General features: G+C 67.2%; 20 protein-coding genes and 1 riboswitch. Of the genes, 13 read left to right on the top strand and 7 right to left on the bottom strand.

Annotated elements, in window-relative coordinates; all coding sequences use genetic code 11:
• Positions 1 to 234 precede the first annotated feature (234 nt).
• The gene (locus NQ038_RS12885) at positions 235 to 1,473 is read left to right on the top strand and encodes a winged helix DNA-binding domain-containing protein (protein WP_257062745.1); all 1,239 of its coding nucleotides are present in this window, start codon (positions 235 to 237) and stop codon (positions 1,471 to 1,473) included.
• A gap of 116 nt (positions 1,474 to 1,589) precedes the next feature.
• Here NQ038_RS12885 and NQ038_RS12890 read toward each other — a convergent pair whose 3' ends face one another.
• The gene (locus tag NQ038_RS12890) at positions 1,590 to 1,904 is read right to left on the bottom strand and encodes a hypothetical protein (protein WP_257057066.1); all 315 of its coding nucleotides are present in this window, start codon (positions 1,902 to 1,904) and stop codon (positions 1,590 to 1,592) included.
• Positions 1,905 to 2,011: 107 nt separating this feature from the next.
• On the opposite strand from NQ038_RS12890, the gene NQ038_RS12895 reads away from it, so the two are divergent.
• A complete protein-coding gene (locus NQ038_RS12895; protein WP_257048337.1) occupies positions 2,012 to 2,437 on the top strand; it encodes a hypothetical protein in 426 nt (141 codons plus the stop codon).
• Between the two features lie 11 nt (positions 2,438 to 2,448).
• On the opposite strand, the gene NQ038_RS12900 is transcribed toward NQ038_RS12895, so the two are convergent.
• Positions 2,449 to 3,282 carry an amidohydrolase gene (locus NQ038_RS12900; RefSeq protein WP_257048338.1) on the bottom strand — a complete coding sequence of 278 codons (834 nt, stop codon included), beginning with the start codon at positions 3,280 to 3,282 and terminating at the stop codon, positions 2,449 to 2,451.
• A gap of 407 nt (positions 3,283 to 3,689) precedes the next feature.
• Here NQ038_RS12900 and NQ038_RS12905 point away from each other — a divergent pair, with 407 nt between their 5' ends.
• A complete protein-coding gene (locus NQ038_RS12905; protein WP_257048339.1) occupies positions 3,690 to 5,159 on the top strand; it encodes a cytosine permease in 1,470 nt (489 codons plus the stop codon).
• A 27-nt stretch (positions 5,160 to 5,186) separates the two neighbouring features.
• On the opposite strand, the gene NQ038_RS12910 is transcribed toward NQ038_RS12905, so the two are convergent.
• Together NQ038_RS12910 and NQ038_RS12915 are read right to left on the bottom strand one after the other, a co-directional pair.
• Positions 5,187 to 6,341, bottom strand: a complete 1,155-nt coding sequence (locus tag NQ038_RS12910) for a sorbosone dehydrogenase family protein (protein ID WP_257048341.1) — start codon at positions 6,339 to 6,341, stop codon at positions 5,187 to 5,189.
• An 87-nt stretch (positions 6,342 to 6,428) separates the two neighbouring features.
• The gene (locus NQ038_RS12915; protein ID WP_257048342.1) at positions 6,429 to 6,731 is read right to left on the bottom strand and encodes a hypothetical protein; all 303 of its coding nucleotides are present in this window, start codon (positions 6,729 to 6,731) and stop codon (positions 6,429 to 6,431) included.
• A 76-nt stretch (positions 6,732 to 6,807) separates the two neighbouring features.
• On the opposite strand from NQ038_RS12915, the gene NQ038_RS12920 reads away from it, so the two are divergent.
• The 4 genes from NQ038_RS12920 to NQ038_RS12935 all read left to right on the top strand — a co-directional run bounded on the left by NQ038_RS12920 (position 6,808) and on the right by NQ038_RS12935 (position 11,218).
• On the top strand, positions 6,808 to 7,221 hold the full coding sequence (locus NQ038_RS12920) for a DUF3021 domain-containing protein (RefSeq protein WP_257048343.1): 414 nt from the start codon (positions 6,808 to 6,810) through the stop codon (positions 7,219 to 7,221).
• A 114-nt stretch (positions 7,222 to 7,335) separates the two neighbouring features.
• Positions 7,336 to 7,983: a TetR/AcrR family transcriptional regulator gene (locus NQ038_RS12925; protein ID WP_257048344.1), complete on the top strand. Its 648-nt coding sequence runs from the start codon at positions 7,336 to 7,338 to the stop codon at positions 7,981 to 7,983.
• Positions 7,980 to 10,427, top strand: coding sequence for an ABC transporter permease (locus tag NQ038_RS12930; protein ID WP_257048345.1), 2,448 nt, complete (start codon positions 7,980 to 7,982; stop codon positions 10,425 to 10,427). The genes NQ038_RS12925 and NQ038_RS12930 overlap by 4 nt, the downstream gene beginning before the upstream one ends.
• 14 nt (positions 10,428 to 10,441) lie before the next feature.
• Positions 10,442 to 11,218, top strand: a complete 777-nt coding sequence (locus tag NQ038_RS12935; protein ID WP_257048346.1) for an ABC transporter ATP-binding protein — start codon at positions 10,442 to 10,444, stop codon at positions 11,216 to 11,218.
• 267 nt (positions 11,219 to 11,485) lie between these two features.
• Here NQ038_RS12935 and NQ038_RS12940 read toward each other — a convergent pair whose 3' ends face one another.
• Positions 11,486 to 11,767, bottom strand: coding sequence for an antibiotic biosynthesis monooxygenase (locus tag NQ038_RS12940; protein ID WP_257048347.1), 282 nt, complete (start codon positions 11,765 to 11,767; stop codon positions 11,486 to 11,488).
• A 276-nt stretch (positions 11,768 to 12,043) separates the two neighbouring features.
• Between NQ038_RS12940 and NQ038_RS12945 the strand changes: the two genes are divergently transcribed.
• The 3 genes from NQ038_RS12945 to NQ038_RS12955 all read left to right on the top strand — a co-directional run bounded on the left by NQ038_RS12945 (position 12,044) and on the right by NQ038_RS12955 (position 14,150).
• Entirely contained in the window at positions 12,044 to 12,826 is a 783-nt protein-coding gene (locus tag NQ038_RS12945) for a DUF4190 domain-containing protein (protein WP_257048348.1), read from the top strand.
• A 118-nt stretch (positions 12,827 to 12,944) separates the two neighbouring features.
• Positions 12,945 to 13,586: a hypothetical protein gene (locus NQ038_RS12950; protein WP_257048350.1), complete on the top strand. Its 642-nt coding sequence runs from the start codon at positions 12,945 to 12,947 to the stop codon at positions 13,584 to 13,586.
• Between the two features lie 3 nt (positions 13,587 to 13,589).
• Complete coding sequence (locus tag NQ038_RS12955) at positions 13,590 to 14,150, top strand: DUF3592 domain-containing protein (protein WP_257048351.1); 561 nt, start codon at positions 13,590 to 13,592, stop codon at positions 14,148 to 14,150.
• A 215-nt stretch (positions 14,151 to 14,365) separates the two neighbouring features.
• Here NQ038_RS12955 and NQ038_RS12960 read toward each other — a convergent pair whose 3' ends face one another.
• Positions 14,366 to 14,734 (bottom strand): VOC family protein, encoded by a 369-nt coding sequence (locus NQ038_RS12960; RefSeq protein ID WP_257048352.1) that lies wholly within the window; start codon positions 14,732 to 14,734, stop codon positions 14,366 to 14,368.
• A gap of 135 nt (positions 14,735 to 14,869) precedes the next feature.
• On the opposite strand from NQ038_RS12960, the gene NQ038_RS12965 reads away from it, so the two are divergent.
• On the top strand, positions 14,870 to 15,352 hold the full coding sequence (locus NQ038_RS12965; protein ID WP_257062747.1) for a MarR family winged helix-turn-helix transcriptional regulator: 483 nt from the start codon (positions 14,870 to 14,872) through the stop codon (positions 15,350 to 15,352).
• Positions 15,353 to 15,433: 81 nt separating this feature from the next.
• On the opposite strand, the gene nhaA is transcribed toward NQ038_RS12965, so the two are convergent.
• On the bottom strand, positions 15,434 to 16,780 hold the full coding sequence (gene nhaA, locus NQ038_RS12970; protein ID WP_257062748.1) for a Na+/H+ antiporter NhaA: 1,347 nt from the start codon (positions 16,778 to 16,780) through the stop codon (positions 15,434 to 15,436).
• Between the two features lie 234 nt (positions 16,781 to 17,014).
• Positions 17,015 to 17,137, top strand: a riboswitch (TPP riboswitch).
• Between the two features lie 109 nt (positions 17,138 to 17,246).
• Between nhaA and NQ038_RS12975 the strand changes: the two genes are divergently transcribed.
• Together NQ038_RS12975 and NQ038_RS12980 are read left to right on the top strand one after the other, a co-directional pair.
• Positions 17,247 to 18,023: a 3-oxoacyl-ACP reductase gene (locus NQ038_RS12975; protein WP_257048356.1), complete on the top strand. Its 777-nt coding sequence runs from the start codon at positions 17,247 to 17,249 to the stop codon at positions 18,021 to 18,023.
• A gap of 5 nt (positions 18,024 to 18,028) precedes the next feature.
• On the top strand, positions 18,029 to 19,354 hold the full coding sequence (locus NQ038_RS12980) for an LLM class flavin-dependent oxidoreductase (protein ID WP_257048357.1): 1,326 nt from the start codon (positions 18,029 to 18,031) through the stop codon (positions 19,352 to 19,354).
• Positions 19,355 to 19,373 lie beyond the last annotated feature (19 nt).

Genomic DNA, 19,373 nt, shown 5'->3' on the forward strand with positions numbered 1-19,373 from the left:
GCAGGGACCCGATCGCGTCGAAGACCTCGTAGAAGGCCTCCTTCATTACCTGTCGTTCTGCTCTGGTCGGCATCGTGGCCGTACCCCCATGTGGTGAGGGGTGTTGCAACGACCACGTGAACCCGCCTCGTCCGGCCCAATCTGAAACACATGGCCCAAAGATCTCCGACGTGATGATCGCAGTACTGCTGCACCGTTATCGGCCGCCTGCTGCCATCGCGCTACCGTGGTGTCATGGCAGTCCGCGTATCCGTCGAACAGGTAATCGCCCATCGCCTGCGCGCGCACCATCTGGACGAGCGCCTGGGCGAGCCGGCGGGCCCCATGACGGCCTTGGGTTGTGCTGCGGGGGCGTGCGGCGTCCAGGACAGCCCGCCCGGGTCGGCCCTGCTGTCCCTGCACGCCCGGGTCCGCGGCGTCACCCGGGAGCGCTTCGACGCAGCCCTCGGCACGGAGAAGTCACTGCTGGGCAGCTGGTGCATGCGCGGCGCTCCGTACTTCTTCCCCACAGCCGACCTCGCGGTGTTCACCGCCGGCGTGCTGCCGGCAGACGAGGCCGCCCTGCGGCATTTCCTTCCGGGCGCGGTTCCCAGCGTGGACCGGCTGGGCATGAGCCTGGACGCTCTCGCCGACCTGGCCGCCGCCGAGGTCCCCGCCGTGCTGCGCGGGCGTCGGCTGGCGATCGGGGATCTGGGCCGGGAACTGGCCGAGCGCCTGGCCGAACACCTCACCGCCGACCAGCAGAGGGTCTGGTGGCAGGAGGGCCCGCACGCCGCCGGACAGCCCGTCGGCGAGGCCCTCGTGCATTTCTGCGTTCGGATCCTCACGTGTCGTGGAATCGTGTGTTTCGCTCCCCGCCAAGACAAGACGCAGCCGTTCATCCTGGTCGAGGACTGGCTGGGCGCCGACGGGTGCCGGGCCCAGCGCGATGCTGTCGGCGCCGATGACTTCGCGGCTGCGCGCACCGAACTCGCCCGGCGCTACCTGCACTGTTACGGGCCATCGACGCGGGCGGATTTCGCATCCTGGCTGGGGGTGCGCACGGGCGACGTGGGTCCGTGGTGGGACGGCCTGTCCGATGAACTGACCCAGGTGGACTTCGGACGCCGGACTTGGATGCTCGAGGCCGATGTGGAGGCACTCGCCGCGGCGTCCCTTCCGGAACCGGGGACCGGTGGGGTGCGCCTGCTGCCGCCGCACGATCCCTACACCCAGGCGCGGGATCGGAGCACGATCCTCGACAAGGGGTTCCATCGGCAGATGTGGAAACCGGTGGGGGATCCGGGTGCTGTTCTGGTCGATGGGCGGATCGTGGGCATATGGCGTCCGCGCAAGGCCGGTAGACGGTTGCAGCTGAAGGTCTCGGAGTTCGCGCCTCTTTCTCCGGAGGCCCGCCAAGCGCTCCGCACGGAGGCGGAGTGCATCGCGGTCCTGCGGGGAGCCTCGGCCGCAGTGGTCGAATTCGACGCATGATGTGCCGCTTCCCGTGCCCCCGAAATCTGTGGGCCATCGGTTTCAGATTGGGCCAGACGAACGGCCCAATCTGAAACAGATGACCCAGAGATTTTCGGTGCGCTGCTTACTTCGCGTTATTGCCGGCCCAGCGCGTCGACCAAGTCCTCGACGTCCGGGGCGAGCATGATCCGACCCTGATAGAAGAAGACGGGTGGGACGTACCAGATTTGCACGGCCCAGGAATTGAGTTCGGCCAGGTGCCGGACGTCCTCGGCGTCCAATTCGGCGCCCGAGCGCAGCCTGCGGAGCGCGTCACCGGCTGAAGCGACCTCGCACGCGGTATGGAAGTTGTGTTCCCGGACGATGGAAGGTTCTGTGTCGTCCGGCTTCCACGACCGCAGCTCCTCACCGGGTCGAAAGTTCGACGACTCGAAGAACTCCACGGACACACCAGCCTCCCTCGGTACCTTGGAACGCCCATTGTAGGGACGTTTGACAATCCTCGCAGGCGGGAGAAACGTGTGTGCAAATGAGAGCCGTATGAGGGAGACATCACATGAGCGACGATGAGTCGAAGCCCGAATCGGAAGCCGTGCCGAAGGCTGCACAGGTCGGTGTGGCACCGGAAAGTCCCGCGCAGGAGGGAATAGCGCAGCCCACGACCGGCCCGACCAAACCGAAGAGCAAGGAGTGGCTGGTGTGGGCGGCGCTCGCCGATATGGTGGCCGCCCCCATCGGCGGATTCGTGCTCGTCGGCATATCGCCCGATGAGCACTTCGCAGCGGTTCCAGCCGCATGGATCGTGGTCACGGGCCTGCTGCTCATCCTCTTCATCGCCATGGGAGCTTCAGGCGAATCGGGGAATGGTCGCCTGAGCCTGGTCATCCTCGGCATAGTGGTCGTCATCGGAACCATCGTCCTGGCCATCATCGCCTTTTATGCGGCCGCCTTCATGGGCTACGGGCACACAGTGGAAGGCTGACCGTGGTAGCCCTACCGCCCGTCGGCTCCCGGGTAGAACTGCGCGGCGTTGTTCCAGAACACCTTGGGGACCTCATCGGGCTGCAGGGCCGCGCGGACGATGTCGAAGTCGGCTTCCTGGAAGGGGCGCCGGGCCCGGGTCGACGGAAGATCGGTGCCGATCATCAGCGCACTGGGGTCGATGTCCATGATCGCGCGGATCGCCTTGGCCGGATCGATGTCGATCCGGCCGAACCCGGTGGCCTTGACCCTCACCCCGCGTTTGACCAGGCGCAACAGGTTCCCCAGTCCTGCCGCGCTCATCCCCAGATGGTCGATGCCGACCGCCGGCAGGCTCGCAATACGATCGCACAACCCGGCGTCCAGCCCCGCGGCGTCGATGTAGATCTCCGCATGCCACCCCACCAGGTCGTATACCCGGCGAGCGAAGGGCTCGAGGTCGGCCAGCACGGCCGCGCCACCTCGGGCCACGTTGAAGCGCACCGCGCGCACCCCGGCCGCGTGCAGTTCGCGGATCCTCCGGTCAGTAGTGTCGGCGGGCAGCTGGGTGACGCCCACGAACCCGGGGCCCAGAGCGGCCAGCGCTGCCACCAGGTAGTCCTGGTCGAAGCCCTGGAACGAACCCGATACCACCGCGCCGCCGGCGATCGGCAGGTCCGCGATGCGCGTCCGGTAGTCGGCGACCGTGAAGGGTTCGGGCAGGTAGCCGTTGTTGACGATGAGCGGGTGGGCCGGATCGATGATGTGCAGATGAGCGTCGAACACGGGCTGGGCCGCGTCGCACTCCGGCCGGGGTGCGACGGCGGTCTGCGGACCTGCTGGCGGGTGGGCGGGGGAGTGGTTCATCGGGTGATCTCCAATATCCTGTCGTCGGTCGGATTCTCGCGCCCGCGCGATCCTTGGACCAGCTGTTTCAGATTTGGCTGTTCGAACAGCCAAATCTGAGATAAACAGTCCAGAGAAGGATTGTCGAGCCCGGGCTGAGGGTAGATCACACCAGCGACCGCCGCGGAGCGACGCCGAACGCGGTATACTCGAGGTAAGTTTTCCACGATAGTAAGTGTGCTGATTATAAGTATCTCAGGTCGACTGCGTCAGGTTGTCCACCCACTGTCCTCCGACTGACAGTCGCATCGCGCGGGTCCACGTGCTTCCACACGCCTCCCAGCGCCATCGTGCACTTTCACTTTTCACATCCGTGGCGGCACTTCTGTGGCCACGTACTCGTCATCAATTCCAGAAGGTCTTGACACATGCCCGGTGACACCGGCTCCCCATCCACGATCGAACACCATTCCATCGACTACATTCCAGAGTCCGAGCGGCACGGCAAAGCCTGGCACCTGGGTCCACTGTGGTTCGCGGTCAACGCGAACCTGACCATTCTGGCCACGGGGGTTTTCGGTCTGCTGGCCGGCGCCAACCTCTTCTGGTCCATGGTCGCGGCCCTGACCGGGGTTTCGGTCGGCACGTTCTTCATGGCATCCCACTCGGCACAGGGACCGCAGCTGGGAATGCCCCAGATGGTGCAGTCACGCGCCCAGTTCGGGTACCGCGGAGCACTCGTGGTCGTTCCCGGCGTGTTGATCATGTACATCGGCTACAACATCCTCAACACCCAGCTCGCCGCCGAGGCGACCAATGTCGTGATCGGTGATTTCGGCGGAGGGGCCCTGCCGCCCAGCCTGCTCTACATCCTGCTCCTGGTCCTCGTCCTGATCGTGGCTGTGGTCGGCTACAACCTCATCCATGTGGTCCAGCGCGTGCTCACGGTGCTCTTCCTCATCGTGTTCGGCACCCTGACCATCGGAGCGCTCTTCACCATTCACCTGTCGGCCGGTGCGATGAATCCGAACAACGGGTTCGTCTGGCTGGCCTTCCTCTCCCAGTTCAGCATCGCAGCGGCCAGCCAGATGGGCTGGGCTCCCTATGTCGCGGACTACTCGCGCTACCTGCCCAAGCGGGTGGGCCTGCGAGCGACGTTCTGGTGGACCTACGCCGGTTCGCTCTTCGGCGCGGTTTGGATGATGTGGTTGGGCGCACTCCTGATGAGTGCGGTGGGCCTGGACGCCAGCCCCGTTACCGCGGTGCACTCCGCCGCGCAGCACCTCTTCGCAGGATTCGGCCCCATCGTGCTCATCGTCGCGATCCCCGGGTTGTTGGCAGTGACCACGGTCAACACCTACTGTGCCGGTCTGACACTGCTGACGGTGTCCGATTCGATCCGACCGTTGAAGGCCACGACGACCAAGCGGGTCCTGTCCAGTGCCATCATCGCCGTCGCCACCTTCGCGGGGGCCTCGTACGCCTCCGAGAACTTCCTGGCGACCTTCCAGAACCTCATCGTCATCATGCTGTACTGCTTCATCCCGTGGACCTCGATCAACCTGCTGGACTTCTACGTCATCCGGCATGGTCGTTATGAGATCAAGGAGATGTTCAAGCCGGACGGCGTCTACGGTAAATGGAACTGGCGGGGCCTGGTGACATATGTGGCCACCATCGTGATCATGGTGCCGTTCTTCAGCATCGGCGACTGGTACACGGGCTCCGTGGCCGAACGGTTAGGCGGGATCGATATCGCCATGTTCGTCGGACTGCCCATTGGCGCCATCATCTACTACATCCTCAACCGGTACGGGTCCCGGCCCGACGGGATGCTCGATCAGGCGCAGGCCTCGGCCCCGGCGGCCAAACCCAAGTCGGCTCCGGCGCTCGCCTGACCGGGTGGGCGCACGGTCGCGCTGCGGCTACTGTCCTCCGGGTTGAACCTCCAGGATCCGGTCGTCGCCTCGACCCGGGCTGCCGCGGCCGTCCGTATTGTTCGTCACCGCCCACAGCCCGCCAGCGGGAGCGCTCACCACATCGCGCAGGCGCCCGTGCTCGCCCACGAAGTATTCGTGTTGCTGCTTCGGGTCTGCCAACTCGACCGTGCGCAGGCGCTCGCCGCGCAGGTTCGCGATATAGGCGGTGCCGCCGGAGATCGCCATCCCGCTGGGACTGGCCTCGGACGGTTTCCACTGCGCGATCGGATCGGTGAACCCCTTCCGCTTGGCCGCGCCCTCGACGGTGGGCCAGCCGTAGTTGGCGCCGGGCTCGATCGCATTGAGCTCATCCCAGTCGTCCTGGCCGAACTCCGAGGCGTACATCGCACCCTTGGCGTCCCAGGCGATGCCCTGCGGGTTGCGATGGCCGAGGGTGTAGACGAGCGAGTCGGCGAAGGGATTGTCCTTGGGCACGCCACCGTCCGGCGTCATCCGCAGGATCTTGCCCGCGAGCGATTCCCTGTTCTGAGCATTGGGCCGATCGCCGGCGTCCCCGGTGGTCGCGTAGAGCATTCCGTCGGGCCCGAAGGCCAGCCGGCCGCCATTGTGATTGCCCGCCGCCGGGATCCCGTCGATCAGGGTGCTGGGCTGGCCGAGCCCGAAGCCGCCGGCTTCACCCGTGAGCGTGTAACCGACGATCCGGTTGCCATCGGCCGCGGTGTAATAGGCGTAGAGCCGCGAGCCCTGCACTGTGATGCCCAGCAGTCCGGCCTCGCCGGAGGCCTCGACCCCGTCGATCGTGCCGACGGTCCGCGTCCCGCCGTCTGCGCCCAGTTCGAGGATGCGGCCCGAATCGCGCTCGCTGACCAGTGGCGTGTTCTGCGCGAAGGCCACCGACCAGGGCGCTTGCAGGCCCGAGGCGATGGTCTCGGGGCGCTCCGCGATCGGCCGGCCCGTGGCCGGTTTGGTGCCCGTGGCCGAGGTCGCCCCCGGTTCGGCGGTGGCCGATCCGGCCGCCGTTGCCCGGGTTCCGGAGGGAGGCGCCCGATGGTCTGCGGGGCCGTGTTGCCCCGTGCAGCCGGCCAGTACGAGGCAGGCGGCCAATCCTGCACCGATGAGTGCCCGGTGTGGATGGTTCATAACGTCCTCCCGTTGGATTGGCCTTCCAGCCTAGATCCGGCGGGTGGGTCAGGGGAAGGGGTGCGTGGATCCGACGACTTCGTCGTTTCACGTGGAACGGCCGGATATGTTCCTATAAGCATCCTGCGCGTCCTGCGCCCCGGCCGTGCGCGCCGCCTCCTGTGCCGCGGCCCTGGCCCAGATGAGCTCGGCGGGCTCGCGCAGCGTGAGCCATTCGGCGACCTCGCCGCCGTCGCACCGGCACAGTGCCACGCGCGCCGTTCCGGGGCCGAGGCCCTCGATCCGCCAGGTGCCGCCCGCCCCCTCCCAGCGGTCTACCGCTGCGGGCATGGGTGGCGAGTGCGGGTCCGGGGAATCCGCACGGGAGTCTGTGCCGGGGGTCTCTGCCATGTTCCAACGGTACGGCACGGTCGTGCACGAGGCTCCTGTGGTTCACTCTGTATCCTGCAAGAATGAAGGCTGTGAAATGATCTGGCGGATCTTGGCTGCGACCGTCATCCCCCTGGGGATCATGACCGCGATCGGGCTGTACCTGCTGTCCCAGGGCGAGGTCGCCGATGGCCGCTCCGTGCTGTGCGTGGGCGTCATTGCCGGGGCCGTCGGGGGATCGGCATTCATTTATCAGATCGAACGGTGGAGCCTGTTGCGCCAGTCCCTTCTCCACCTGGGGATCATGCTGGTCACGGTCCTGCCGGCGCTGCTGTCCACCGGCTGGTACGACCTGGGCACGGCCGCCGGCTGGTGGGGTGCGGTGGTGACCTTTGCGATCTGGGGCATCGGACTCTGGTCGATCCTGTACTGCGTGTTCAAGCTGATCGACCGGCGCAGGGCACGGCGCGAGTCGCAGTACCCTGAGGGGTCGCAGCACTCCGAGGCCTGAGCGTGGCATAACCACGGCATAAGCGGCATGGCGACACCGGACCGAAGTGTTTGAACCCCGCGTCGCGCCTACAGGTCTACACTGTAGACTCACGTACATGTTGGAGGGTCGGCCATGAGTCAACGCAAGGGCGCGCGAGGCATCCCGCTGAGCCGCGAGCGGGTGGCCGAGGCCGCGCTGCGCCTGATCGACCGCGACGGCCTGGAGTGGTTGAGCATGCGCCGGCTGGGCGCGGAACTGGGCGTGGACGCGATGATGGTCTACCGCTTCTTCGCCAATAAGGCCGCGGTGCTCGATGGGGTGATGGGCACGATCTGGGCAGGCGTCCGAATCCCCGAACCCGAGTCCGGCACCGACTGGCGGGATCAGCTCGTCGCGACCATGCACGCGCTGCGCACCAGCCTGCTCGCCCACCCAAGGGCGCTGCCCGTGATCGGCACGCGGCCCGCCTCGGGAACCGCAACCTTCGACCTGATGGAGCAGCTGCTCACCCGGCTCATCGCAGCCGGCCTGCCGGTGCGCGCGCAGACTGCCGATCTGCTCAACGCCCTGGTCAACTACACGGTAGGCCATGTCCTGGCCGAGGCCGGGGAACCGGCGGGCGGGGACACGGAAGAACAGGCTGACCTCCAGGTGCTGCTCGCCCGTTACCCGCATCTTGCCTCGGTCTTCGCAGCTGGCTGGACCTACGATCCGCATCGGCAGTTCGACACTGCGTTGCGCGCCATGGTTGCCGGCTGGGCCGAAGGGGGAACCCCATGAAATCGCTCCTGTTGCGTTATCTGCGCAACGACCTGCGCCGCAACCGGGGCGTGACCATCGTGCTGCTGATCGTGCTCGTGCTCAGCGCCTTCCTCATGGCCAGCGGAGCGCTGGTGATGGAGCGCCTCGGCGGTTCGGTGGGCCGACTGAGCGCGGCGGCCCGTCCCCCGCACTTCCTGCAGATGCACCAGGGCGAATACGACCGCCGCGCCCTGGACGACTTCGCCGCAGCCCACCCGGAGATCGCCGACTGGCAGATCGAGCAGATGGCCGGCTTCGACGGACAGCAGATCACCTGGACGCGCCCGGGCACCGAGTCGCGCGGTGACCTCTCCGAGAGCCTCATCGACAATCTGTTCGTCGAGCAGTCCGCGGGCTTCGACCTGCTGCTCGACCGCGCCGACGCCCCTGTGCAGCCGGCCGCCGGCGAGGTGTACGCACCCGTCGGCTACGAACGGCTCTTCGGTCTGCGGACCGGGGACGTGCTCACCGTGGGCGCCGCGGACACGGGCGTCCGCCTGCGGGTGGCGGGCTTCGTGCGCGACGCCCAGATGGCGTCCTCCCTGTCCTCGGCGACGCGCTTCGTCGTCGCGCCGTCCGACTTCGCCCGCCTGCGCGCCAGCACCTCCGCCCCCGAGGTCATCATCGCCTACCGACTGCACGACACCGCGCAGATCGACGGGCTGCAGCGGGCCTACGAATCCGACTCCGCCCTGCCGAAGAACGGCCAGGCCGTCACCGAGGTGATGATCCGGCTGGTCAATATGCTCAGCGACGGACTGGTCGCCGTGGCTTTCGTCTTCGCAGGCCTCCTGCTCATCATCATCGCGCTGCTCAATGTGCGCTTCGTGATGCGCGGGACGATCGAGGACGAGATCCACGAGATCGGCGCGCTCAAGGCGATCGGCATCCCGCAGCGCACCGTCACGCTGCTCTACCTGGCGCGCTACGGCGCGATGGCGCTGCTCGCCTGCCTCATCGGCGGCGGACTGGCCGCCGCCTCGCTGGGCGCCCTGACCTCGGGCATCCGGGCGAATTTCGCCGAGGCGCCGGTCACCTGGCTCACGGTGCTCGCCCCGATCCTGGCGCTCGCGGTGCTGTTGGCCCTGGTCCTGGGGATCTCGGCCCGCGCGATGCGCGCGGTGCGCCGGGTGGGCGTGGTCGAGGCGCTCGTGCAGGGGCGCACCACCCCGGCCAGGCATGCGCGGCCCGCCAGGCGGGCGAAGTCGACCAAGCGAGCTCGGACCTCGGTCCCGTCCATCCCCGCCCGGAAATCCGCGGCAAGCCGGAAGTCCCATCTGGCCCCCAGCCGCGGGGGCCGGCTGAACCTGCGGCTGGCCCTGCTCGATCTGCGCGCCGAACGCCGCCGGTGGGCGCTGGTGCCCGCAGTATTCTTCCTTGCGGCCCTGCTCATCACCCTGCCGATGAACCTGCTGAGCACCTTCGAAAGCCCCCGCTTCGTCACCTATATGGGCGCGCCCCAGAGCGATCTGCGCGCCGACATCCAGTTCGTCGACCCCGCCGCCGGCACCGGGGCCGAGGCGATGGCCAAGCTGCGGGGGCAGCTGGATCGGGACTCACGGGTGACCGATGTCAAGGCCTTCGCCACGGTGCTCGCGGAGGCCCCCGGGGAGGAGGGGTGGGAGGCGCTGCGTGTGGGCATCGGCGACTATTCGGACGCCGGGCTGGTGTACCTGTCCGGCTCCGGGCCGCGGGACGGGCAGATCGCGCTGTCGGCCTTCAACGCCGAGAAATACGGCGTGGGACCGGGGGACTCGATCGAGCTGCGACAGGCCGGTGGAACCACACGGGCCCAGGTCAGCGGCGTCTACCAGGACGTGACCAGTGGCGGCTTCACCGCGAAACTGCAGGGCGAACCCCCTGCCGAAGCCGAAAGATGGACCCTCTTCGCCGATGTCGCCCCCGGTGCTGATCCGGCCGAGGTCTCCGCGGACCTAGATGCGGCGAATCCGGCGGCCACCGTTATCCCGATGCGCGAATACGTGCGGCAGACGCTGTCCTATGTCACGGATACGCTGCGCACCGCCGTCATCATCACCCTGGTCTTCGGGATCGGGTCCGCGGCGCTCATCTCCACCCTGTTCCTGCGCCTGTGCATCGGGCGGGACCGGCAGAAGATGGGGGTGCTGTCCGTGCTCGGCTTCTCAACAGGTGAGATCATCGGCCAGCTCCACCTCAAAATGCTCATCACGGTGGCGGCCGGCACCGTCCTGGGCACGCTGGTGGCGGCGACCCTGGGCGAGCGCCTGGTGGGAGCGCTCATCTCCCTGGCCGGACTGGGACTGACCCAGCTGACCTTCATCCCGCAGCCGTGGATCGTCTACGCGCTGTTCCCCGTCCTGCTCACCGGCGCAGGAATGGGCGGGGCCGCACTCGTGGCGCACAGTCTGCGCGGGGCCGACCGCAGCGGGTGGCTGCGATGACGAAAGGAAGCGATATGACAGGCGGGAGCCAACCGCGTCTGCAGGTGCGCGATCTGTCCAAGACCTTCTTCACCACGGATCCGCCGGTCGAGGTGCTGCGCGGGATCGACCTGGACGTGGCAGCCGGCGAGTACCTGGCGATCATGGGGGCCTCGGGCTCGGGCAAGTCGACCCTGCTCTACGCCATGAGCGGGATGGACCATCCGACTGGCGGCAGCGTGTGCCTGGACGGGCGCGAGCTGACCGAGCTGGGCGAGGCCGAGATGAGCCGGGTCAGGCTGACCCGGATGGGCTTCGTGTTCCAGCAGTCGCACTTCCTCCGCAATCTCAATATCCGGGACAATGTGCTGCTCCCTGCGCTCAAGGCCGGCAACAGCGCCGAGCAGGCCGCCGCGGCGCAGCAGACGGTCGACCGGCTGCTGGAGCGCTTCGGCATCGCCGAGGTCGCCGACCACGAGGTCACCCAGGCTTCGGGCGGGCAGCTGCAGCGGGCCTCGCTGTGCCGGGCCCTGGCCACCGACCCGGCCGTATTGTTCGCCGATGAGCCCACCGGAGCGCTGAACAGCAGCGCCACCCAGGACGCGCTCGATGCGCTGACCGAGGCGAACCGGGCGGGCACGACCATCGTCATGGTGACCCACGATCCGGTCTGCGCGGCCCGGGCCGAACGGCTGGTCTACCTGGTCGACGGCCGGGTGGTCGACACCCTGCGGCAGGGACCCTGGAGCGCCGAGGCCGCGGCTCAGCGGGAGCGGGAGCTGCTGGCCTGGCTGGGTGGCCAGGGGTTCTGAGCGGGCGGAAACGACTGGCCATCATTGGTGATGGCCTGGCTGGTCAAGCTGTTCAGTGACATCCAACCCCGGCATCCGTATCCTATGCACGCCCGCCGGCGCTGCCGCAGTTCACGAATACAGCCGGTTGGCCCCTTCCGATCCAGCTCGCCGTTCTCGGCGTGCTCTATGCGCTCATCGCCGGGACGGTTTACCTGCCGTTGGGGTATGCGGCTGATCGGGTGCTTGGAGCCCGCCCGGTTATTGTGTCCTGCTGAGAGAATCGACTCAGACCACTTCGAAGCCCCAGACGTCGACGCTCATGCCGCGTCGCTGATCGGCATCGTGGGCGTGCTGATCGCGGGCGGCACTCCAGGCCTCGTAGGCTTCCCGGGTGTCCCAGCGGGTGACGACGAAATACTTGTCCTGGCCGCTGACCGGGCGCAGTAATTCGAAGCCCGCGAATCCCGGTGCCTGGTCCACCGCCTTCTTGCGCGCGGCGAAGCGCTTCTCGATCTCGGCCGCGGCGCCGGGAGGGAAGGTCAGTGCGGTGATGTTGACGAATGCCATGGTGGTCTCGCTTCCCCGCCCAGTTCCCGGGCGGTCGTCGGGGTTTGGAGATTGCGGATAAGCCCACCCTAACAACGTGGGCGCGGTGGGTGCTAGGCGAATGACGAAGATCGGCTGGTACCGTGGCCCGGCGTAACGATCCGATTTCGTAGGCGCGCAGAGGGTGATGAGATGTCCCATCCGAACGATCCCCGGCAACAGGGTTGGTATACCGGCGGTCCCGGTGGAGGGAATCCGCCGGTTCCGGGCTACCCTCCCGCACCGGGGAATGCGCCTGTGAACCCGCCGGGGAACGCTGCGGGTGCCGGGTCCAAGAACGGTGTGGGCCTCTGGGCCATGATCCTGGGCATCGTCGGCTTCATCGTCTGGCCGGCCGGCGTGGTGGCGATCATCCTGGGGATCCTCGGCCTGCGCAACCTCAACCTGAACCGTGCCGACAACAAGGGGCAGACCGTCACGGGTCTGGTCCTGGGGATCTTCACGACGATCGTCGGGTTCATCGTGAGCGTGGCCATCGTGATCGCGTTGATCGTCGGCATCGGGGCGACTTCGCAGGATGACACCGGGGGGATGCACGGTGACTCGGGGATGCAGGGTGATTCCCCGGCCGAGCCGGCACAGCCCGGCTCCGATGGGGACGCAGGGGGTCAGAAGGACTCCGGACAGGAACTGGTGCCGGGGGTGACCATGGAATTGGAGCCCGAGGCGTCCGGCAAGGCGTCCGAGCACGCCGCTCCCGACAGGATCCAGGGGCAGAACCCGGTCTTCCTGCGCGTGCACCTGCGCAATTCCTCGGATGCGGACTTCGCTCCACCGTACCCGCTCATCACGTGCACCTACGGTGGGGGAGCCGAATGTCCGGAGGTCTTCGACAGGAGTGTGTCTCCGACCATCGACGGGACCGACAAGGGATTCCACTCCTCTGTTCCCGCGGGCAAGGACCTGTCCTTCATCACCGCCTATGCCGTACCGGCCGAGCAGATGAAGTCATTGCACCTGAAGTACGAGTTCGCGATCGACGGGCAGGGCCGGCGTGCTCTGGACTTCTCGGCGGGGTGATTCGTCCGGGACACCGGGCGGATCACCCCGGGTGACCTGGGTCTATGGGTCGCAGAGGCGCAATGTGACCTGCGTGATACGTTTAGAAACATGAATAGGTTAAGGATTACATCAGGCGTTGTCGCCGTTGCCGCCACCATCGCCCTGGCCGGGTGCGGGGGAGCCCGAACAGGATTCCCAGCCCTCGCACGCGGCCGCCCAGCCGGCCGAGGCCTCGGCTCCGGGTGTCGATGGGGGTGCCGCGGACGGTGCGGCGGGCGAGGACTCCGCCGCCGCGGGGCAGCAGGGCGGCGGCCCGGTTGCCGACGGTCAGGAGGTGACGGACAAGGAGTACACGTTCCGCCTGCCCGCCGACTGGACGGATGCCAAGACCGTCCCCGGCGCCTCGATTCCCGACGGAATGAAGGTGTGTGCGCTCAAGGGCACCAAGGACGGCATCCCCAATATGAATATCGCGATGACCACCACGACGAGTGCGGATACGACGATCGACGATGTGGAGAAGGACGCGGTATCCCAGATCAAGGACACCGGCGCCAAGAACCCGAAGGAATACGACAAGTTCACCGTCGACGGTGAACAGGCCCTGCACTTCTCGATGGAGAGCCAGAGCAACGGCCGGTCCTTCCTCGCCGACCAGTTCTACCTGCTGCACGGCACGAATGTCTACGTTCTGAGCTTCGGCAACGACCCGAAGGTCAAGCAGGGCGATCGCAACGACATGCTGGTCTCCGTGCTCAACAGCTGGAAGTGGAAGTAGGGCATGGGAAAACGCCGGATGGAGTCGGGGTGGTGGATCACCCCGGCCTGCGCCTTCGCGCTCGCGGCCTTCATGATCGTGCTGGGCGTGTGGGACCGGCAGATCAACCGGTACGAGGCGTCGACGATGACGTCCACGGTGACGGCGAGTGTGCTGGCCGGAGCGAGCGAATCGACGCACCGGGAATGCGGCTCGGAGCAGAAGACGTGCAGCACGACCTACACCTGCACGATTCGGTACGTCTTCACTCCGGACCCGGCCAGGCCCGAGGCCAGGGCCACCGGTGAGGCCGAAGAGTCCGGGCGCTGTGGTGAGCAGCAGGCCGAGGGGACTCAGCGCACCGTCTACTTCGATCCGGCGGATACGGCCCAGTCGACGGTGTCCGACCCCAATGCGGGGTTGAACCGGCACGGCTGGCTGCTGTGGGTGGGTATCGGGGTCCTCAGTCTGGCCTTCGGTTTCGCCGGCATCTGGTTCCACCGCTGGCTGGCGGGCCTCGGCGAGGCGAAGAATGAATCGCGGAAGCAGTCGGCCGGGCCCGCGAGGCCCGAAGGGGCAGGGTAGGCGGGCCCGGCGGGGAACGGCCCGATCCCGGGTGGGCCCGCCATACCGGGATCCTGGCCGCCGATCCCGGTGCGGGGGTCGTGGTCGAGGTGCAAGGTTGAGGGTGCGCGGCAGGTCGAGCTTGAGCGCGTTCGCGGATTGTGACTGGGTGGGCCGTGCTTGTTCGGGTCGCGCTTGTCCGGACTGTGTTTCCGAAGCCGGTGTGCGCATGGCGATCAGGCCTGGTCGTGCACCGTGACGGCGTAGCCGTCCGGGTCCGCGAAGGTGAAGGTCCGGCCGAAGGGGCTGGGCTTGGGCTCCGAGAGGATCGGGGTGCCCGCGGCGGTCAGCGAGTCGTAGAGCCCCTGCACATCGTCGCAGCACAGCCACAGCGCGACTCCCAGACCGGGCTGCTGGACCTGGTCGAGATTGACGCCGGGTAGCGGTTCGCGCACGGCGAAGGCGATCGGGGTGGTGGTGAAGACGATTGCGCCGGGAGGTGCGCTCGGCGCCCGGTGCAGGCCGAGGTGGGTCTCGTAGAACTTCGCCGAGCGCTGCAGGTCGCGTACCTGGAGGGCGATGAAATCGGGTCCGGTGACTGACATGGGGTGTTCCTTACTGTTCGACTGTCCTGGATCGACGATCCTGGACCGATTGTCCTGGTCCGTCCGGGGTTCGGTCCGAAGCCGGAGCGCGATGTCAGGATGCTGACGTAGTCCACTATATGTCAGAATACTTACATGATTCAAGAGGTAAACGCGCGCGCGGCGGGCGAATCCGGAACCGCCGATTCCGGCCCCGAGGATTTGGGGACACTGGTGGGCTACCGGCTCAAAGAAGTGCAGTCGATACTGCGCTCCCGGATGGACGAGACCTTGCGGCCACTGGGCCTGACGACCCCGCAGTACGTCTGCCTGGAGGTACTCAGTCGCACTCCGGGCGCCTCGAACGCGGAGCTGGCCCGCGGCGCCTTCGTCACCCGGCAGACCATGAACACCCTGCTGCGCGGCCTACAGGAGCGGGGCCTGATCGAACGCGCGGTGCGCGCATCCAGTGGCAGGGCACTGCCGATTTCACTCACCGCGGCCGGGCGCGAGCTGCTGGGGGCCGCCGTCGAGCGCACCCACCGGGTCGAGGCCCGCCTGGTCTCCCGGCTCACCGCCGTTCAGCGCGAAACGCTGCAGGAAGCGCTGGCGGCCTGCGTCGAGGGCCTGCGCGATTGAATGTGGACCGTTTGTTTCAGATTCCACTGTTCGAACAGTGGAATCTGAAACAAACGGTCCATGGATGGAGGGCGCGGACCCCTACCGCAGATTGTCGCGGTAGTTGTTCTTGTACATCCGGTTGCGCGGGGCCAGCCATAGCGCGGAGAGCACGGTGGCCAGCACACTGGCCAGCAGGATCGCGATCTTCGCGTCGTTCGCATGCTCTCCGGACACGCCGAAGCTCAGATCGGATACCAGCAGTGCAACCGTGAAGCCCACGCCCGCGACGATCGACACGCCGAACAGATCGGTCCAGGTCACCTGCCGGTCCAGGCGGCCCAGCGGGGTACGGGTGATCAGCCAGGTCGAGGCCATGATGCCGATCGGCTTGCCCAGCACCAGGCCCACCATGATCCCCCAGAACACGGGCGCCTGCAGGGCTGCGACGAAACCGGACCAGCCGCCGATCGCCACGCCGGCGGAGAAGAATGCGAAGATCGGAACGGCGATGGCCGAGGACAGCGGCGAGACCCGGTCGGACAGAATCATGGCCAGGGGGCGCTGCTCGGCCTCCACGCCCGAGGTCGCCGCCGGCGCGTCCTCATCCTCCTCCTCGAGTGCCACCTGGGACGCCGGCTTGGCGCCGTTGGCGGACATGGCCGCCGGCGTCACCAGCCCCAGCACCACGCCGGCAATCGTCGCGTGCACGCCGCTTTGGTACATGCACAGCCAGGCGATTGCGCCGATCGGCAACAGAATCAGCCACATCGCCCAGGCGTGCTTGGCGAAGAATCGGGGGGCGCCGCGGACCAGGAAGAAGTAGGCGAGGATCGGGACCAGCGCGCCCAACAGCCACAGGGGCTGGAGCCCCTGGGCGTAGAAGATCGCGATGATGACGATCGCGATGAGGTCGTCGACCACGGCCAGGGTCATCAGGAAGACCCGCAGTGGGCTGGGCAGCCAGCGACCCATCACCGCCAGGATCGCCAGGGCGAAGGCGATATCGGTGGCCGTCGGAGTGGCCCAGCCCTGTAGGCCCTCGGTCCCGCTGGAGGCCACGATGGCCGCGAAGATGAGTGCCGGCACGATGACCCCGCCGCAGGCCGCGACCATCGGCGTCAGCGCCTGGCGCCAGTCGCGCAGGGCTCCACCGGTGAACTCGAACTTCAGGTCGAGGCCCACGCAGAAGAAGAACACGGCCAGCAGTGCGTCCGCGCACCAGTGGGCCACGCTCAGGTGCAGGGTGGTGAAGCCCAGGGGTAGGTCGAGGTAGGTGTCGCGCACGGCGAAGAACCAGCCCGCCAGTGGGGAGTTCGCGCAGATCACGGCCAGCACCGCCGCGACGATGAGCATGATGCCGCCCAGGTGTTCCCCGCGCAGGGCATTCATGATGGTGGTGCCCAGCGACGGTTTCGCGGGCTTGAGTGTTGTCGGTGTACTGGACATTGGGGTCCTCTTCGGATCGACGGGGTCGCCGGGCACATGCGCAGCACGTGCTCTGACCCCGATTATTCACATGAGAGACCACCCGCGCCGTATACCGTGGGTACGCGCCGAGGTGTTCCCGCCGACCAGACTTCCCGGCACACCGGGGACAACCTTAGCGGCTCATGTCGCCCAGCGCACATTCTGTGTTTCGCCGCGGCCCCTTGCCAGGTGCGCGGGGTCGTGATGTGATGGATGTGTGACACGGGGTACCGCCCGTATGCGCCGGATGAAGATCGGGTGCGACGAGTGGCTGAGAAATACCCGTTGAACCTGATCCAGTTAGCACTGGCGAAGGGATTGTCCGGTGTTCACCGCCCACCGTGGGCCGGTGACAGTGTATGGTCGGCCGGCAGCAGGGTATCCACCCGCGGGCACGACCGGACGCGCACCGATCGCCTTCGCCTCCTATCGAGAGGCATGCATCATGACATCAACCGTTCTTCCGCTCGCCGAGCAGATCGTCCTGGTCACCGGTGGGGCCCGCGGCCTGGGCGCGGCCGTGTCCAGGGCATTCCTGGGCCAGGGCGCCCGCGTCGTCATCGACTATCGTGCTTCGCACGATGCCGCCGGGGCCCTGGCCCAGGAGTTCCCCGACCGGGCACTCGCGATCCAGGCGGACGTCCGGGACCGTGCCCAAGTCGATTCCCTTTTCGCCGAGGCATCCGCCACCTGGGGTGCCCCCGTCACCACGGTGGTCAATAACGCCCTGATCGACTTCTCATTCAACGGTGATGCCCGAGCGAAGGCGGACCGGATCACGTACCCGGAACTCGCCGCGCAGTTCGCCGGTTCCGTTCAGGGCCCACTGAATGTCATCCAGTCGGCGCTGCCCGGCATGACGCGGGCCGGTTTCGGGCGGGTCGTCAACATCGGGACCAATCTGTTCCAGAACCCTGTTGTGCCGTATCACGACTACACCGCCGCCAAGGCGGCACTGCTGTCCCTGACCAGGACGTTCGCCGACGATCTGGGGCCCCGGGGGATTACCGTCAATATGGTCTCCGGTGGACTCCTGCAGACCACCGATGCATCGGCGGCCACCCCGGAAGAGGTCTTCGCCGGGATCGCCGCGAGTACCCCGCTGCGCGCGGTCACAACGCCCGAACAGCTGGCCGACGCGGTGTTGTTCTTCGCCAGCCCCTGGGCGCGGGGCGTGACCGGACAGAATCTCATCGTGGACGGCGGCCTGGTCAAGGGGTGAGGGACGTGACGGTCAAGCAGGCCCATCTCAACCTGTTCATCCACGGTGTCGGCCACCACGCGGCCGCTTGGCGTGCACCGGATGCGCCAAGCGAACACCTCACCGATGTGGAGTACTACAAGGAACTGGCCAGGATCGCCGAACGCGGCAAACTGGACGCCGTGTTCTTCGCCGACGGACAGTCCCTCAGCGGGGACGCAGTGCAGGACGGGCCCGGTTGGGCCCTCGAACCCCTCACTCTGCTGGCCGCCATGAGCCAGGCGACGGATCGTATCGGACTGGTCAGTACTGTGTCGGCCACGTTCTACACGCCGTACCATGCGGCGCGGATGTTGGCCGGTCTGGACCATATTTCAGGAGGGCGCATCGGCTGGAACGTGGTGACCTCGATGTTCGATGCAGAAGCGCAGAACCACGGCATGCCGCACCTGCCGGATCATGCCACCCGTTACGCCAGGGCCGAAGAGTTCGTCGACGTCGTGTTGCGGCTGTTCGATTCCTGGCCGGCCGACTCCATCGTCGTCGAACGGGGAGAGGGGATTGGGGCTTCTGGAGTCCACCCCGGCCGGTATGTCGATGCCGCCATGCTCACCGAGCTCAACCACAGCGGTCGGAATTTCGCGGTGCGGGGCCCGCTCAACGTGCCGAGCCCTCCCCAGGGTCGGCCTGTGCTCTTCCAGGCCGGGGCCTCGGAACAGGGCCGCGACCTGGCCGCGCGCCGCGCGGAGGCAATATATGCGGTGGCCTACGACGCCGAGGCCGGACGTGCCTATCGTGGCGATGTGCGCCGTCGCATCGCCGCCGCCGGGCGCAATCCGGACGCAGTGGCGATTCTGCCCGGTTTGGTGACCTATGTGGGGTCGACCATGGAAGAGGCCCTGGCCAAACAGGCGGCACTCGACGGACTCCTCCCCGTGGAGAACTCGCTGCGGCAGCTCAGCGTGTTCATCGGACAGGACACCTCGGGATGGGACCTGGATGCACCCGTGCCGCCGCTGCCCCCGTTGGAGGAGTTCACGGGGCCCAAAGGCCGCTACGCCACGATTCTGCGCATCATCGCCACTCAACGGCCCACGGTGCGCCGGCTGCTGGGCCGGTTGGCGGCGGGTGGGGGCCATTGCACGATGGTGGGCACACCGGAGTCGATCGCCGACGAGATCGAGATGTGGCTCGATACCGGTGCCGCCGATGGGTTCAATCTGATGCCGCCCTCCCTGCCACAGGGTATCGAGGACTTCGTCGACCATGTCGTGCCCCAATTGCAGCGGCGCGGTAGATTCCGCACGGAATACGTGGGAAAGACCTTGAGAGCTCACCTGGGCCAGTCCTAAGTCGTCCCGCACGGCCCAG

Origin of the sequence: Brevibacterium sp. 50QC2O2 (assembly GCF_024580675.1) — a bacterium.
In the GTDB taxonomy this organism is placed as follows: domain Bacteria; phylum Actinomycetota; class Actinomycetes; order Actinomycetales; family Brevibacteriaceae; genus Brevibacterium; species Brevibacterium moorei.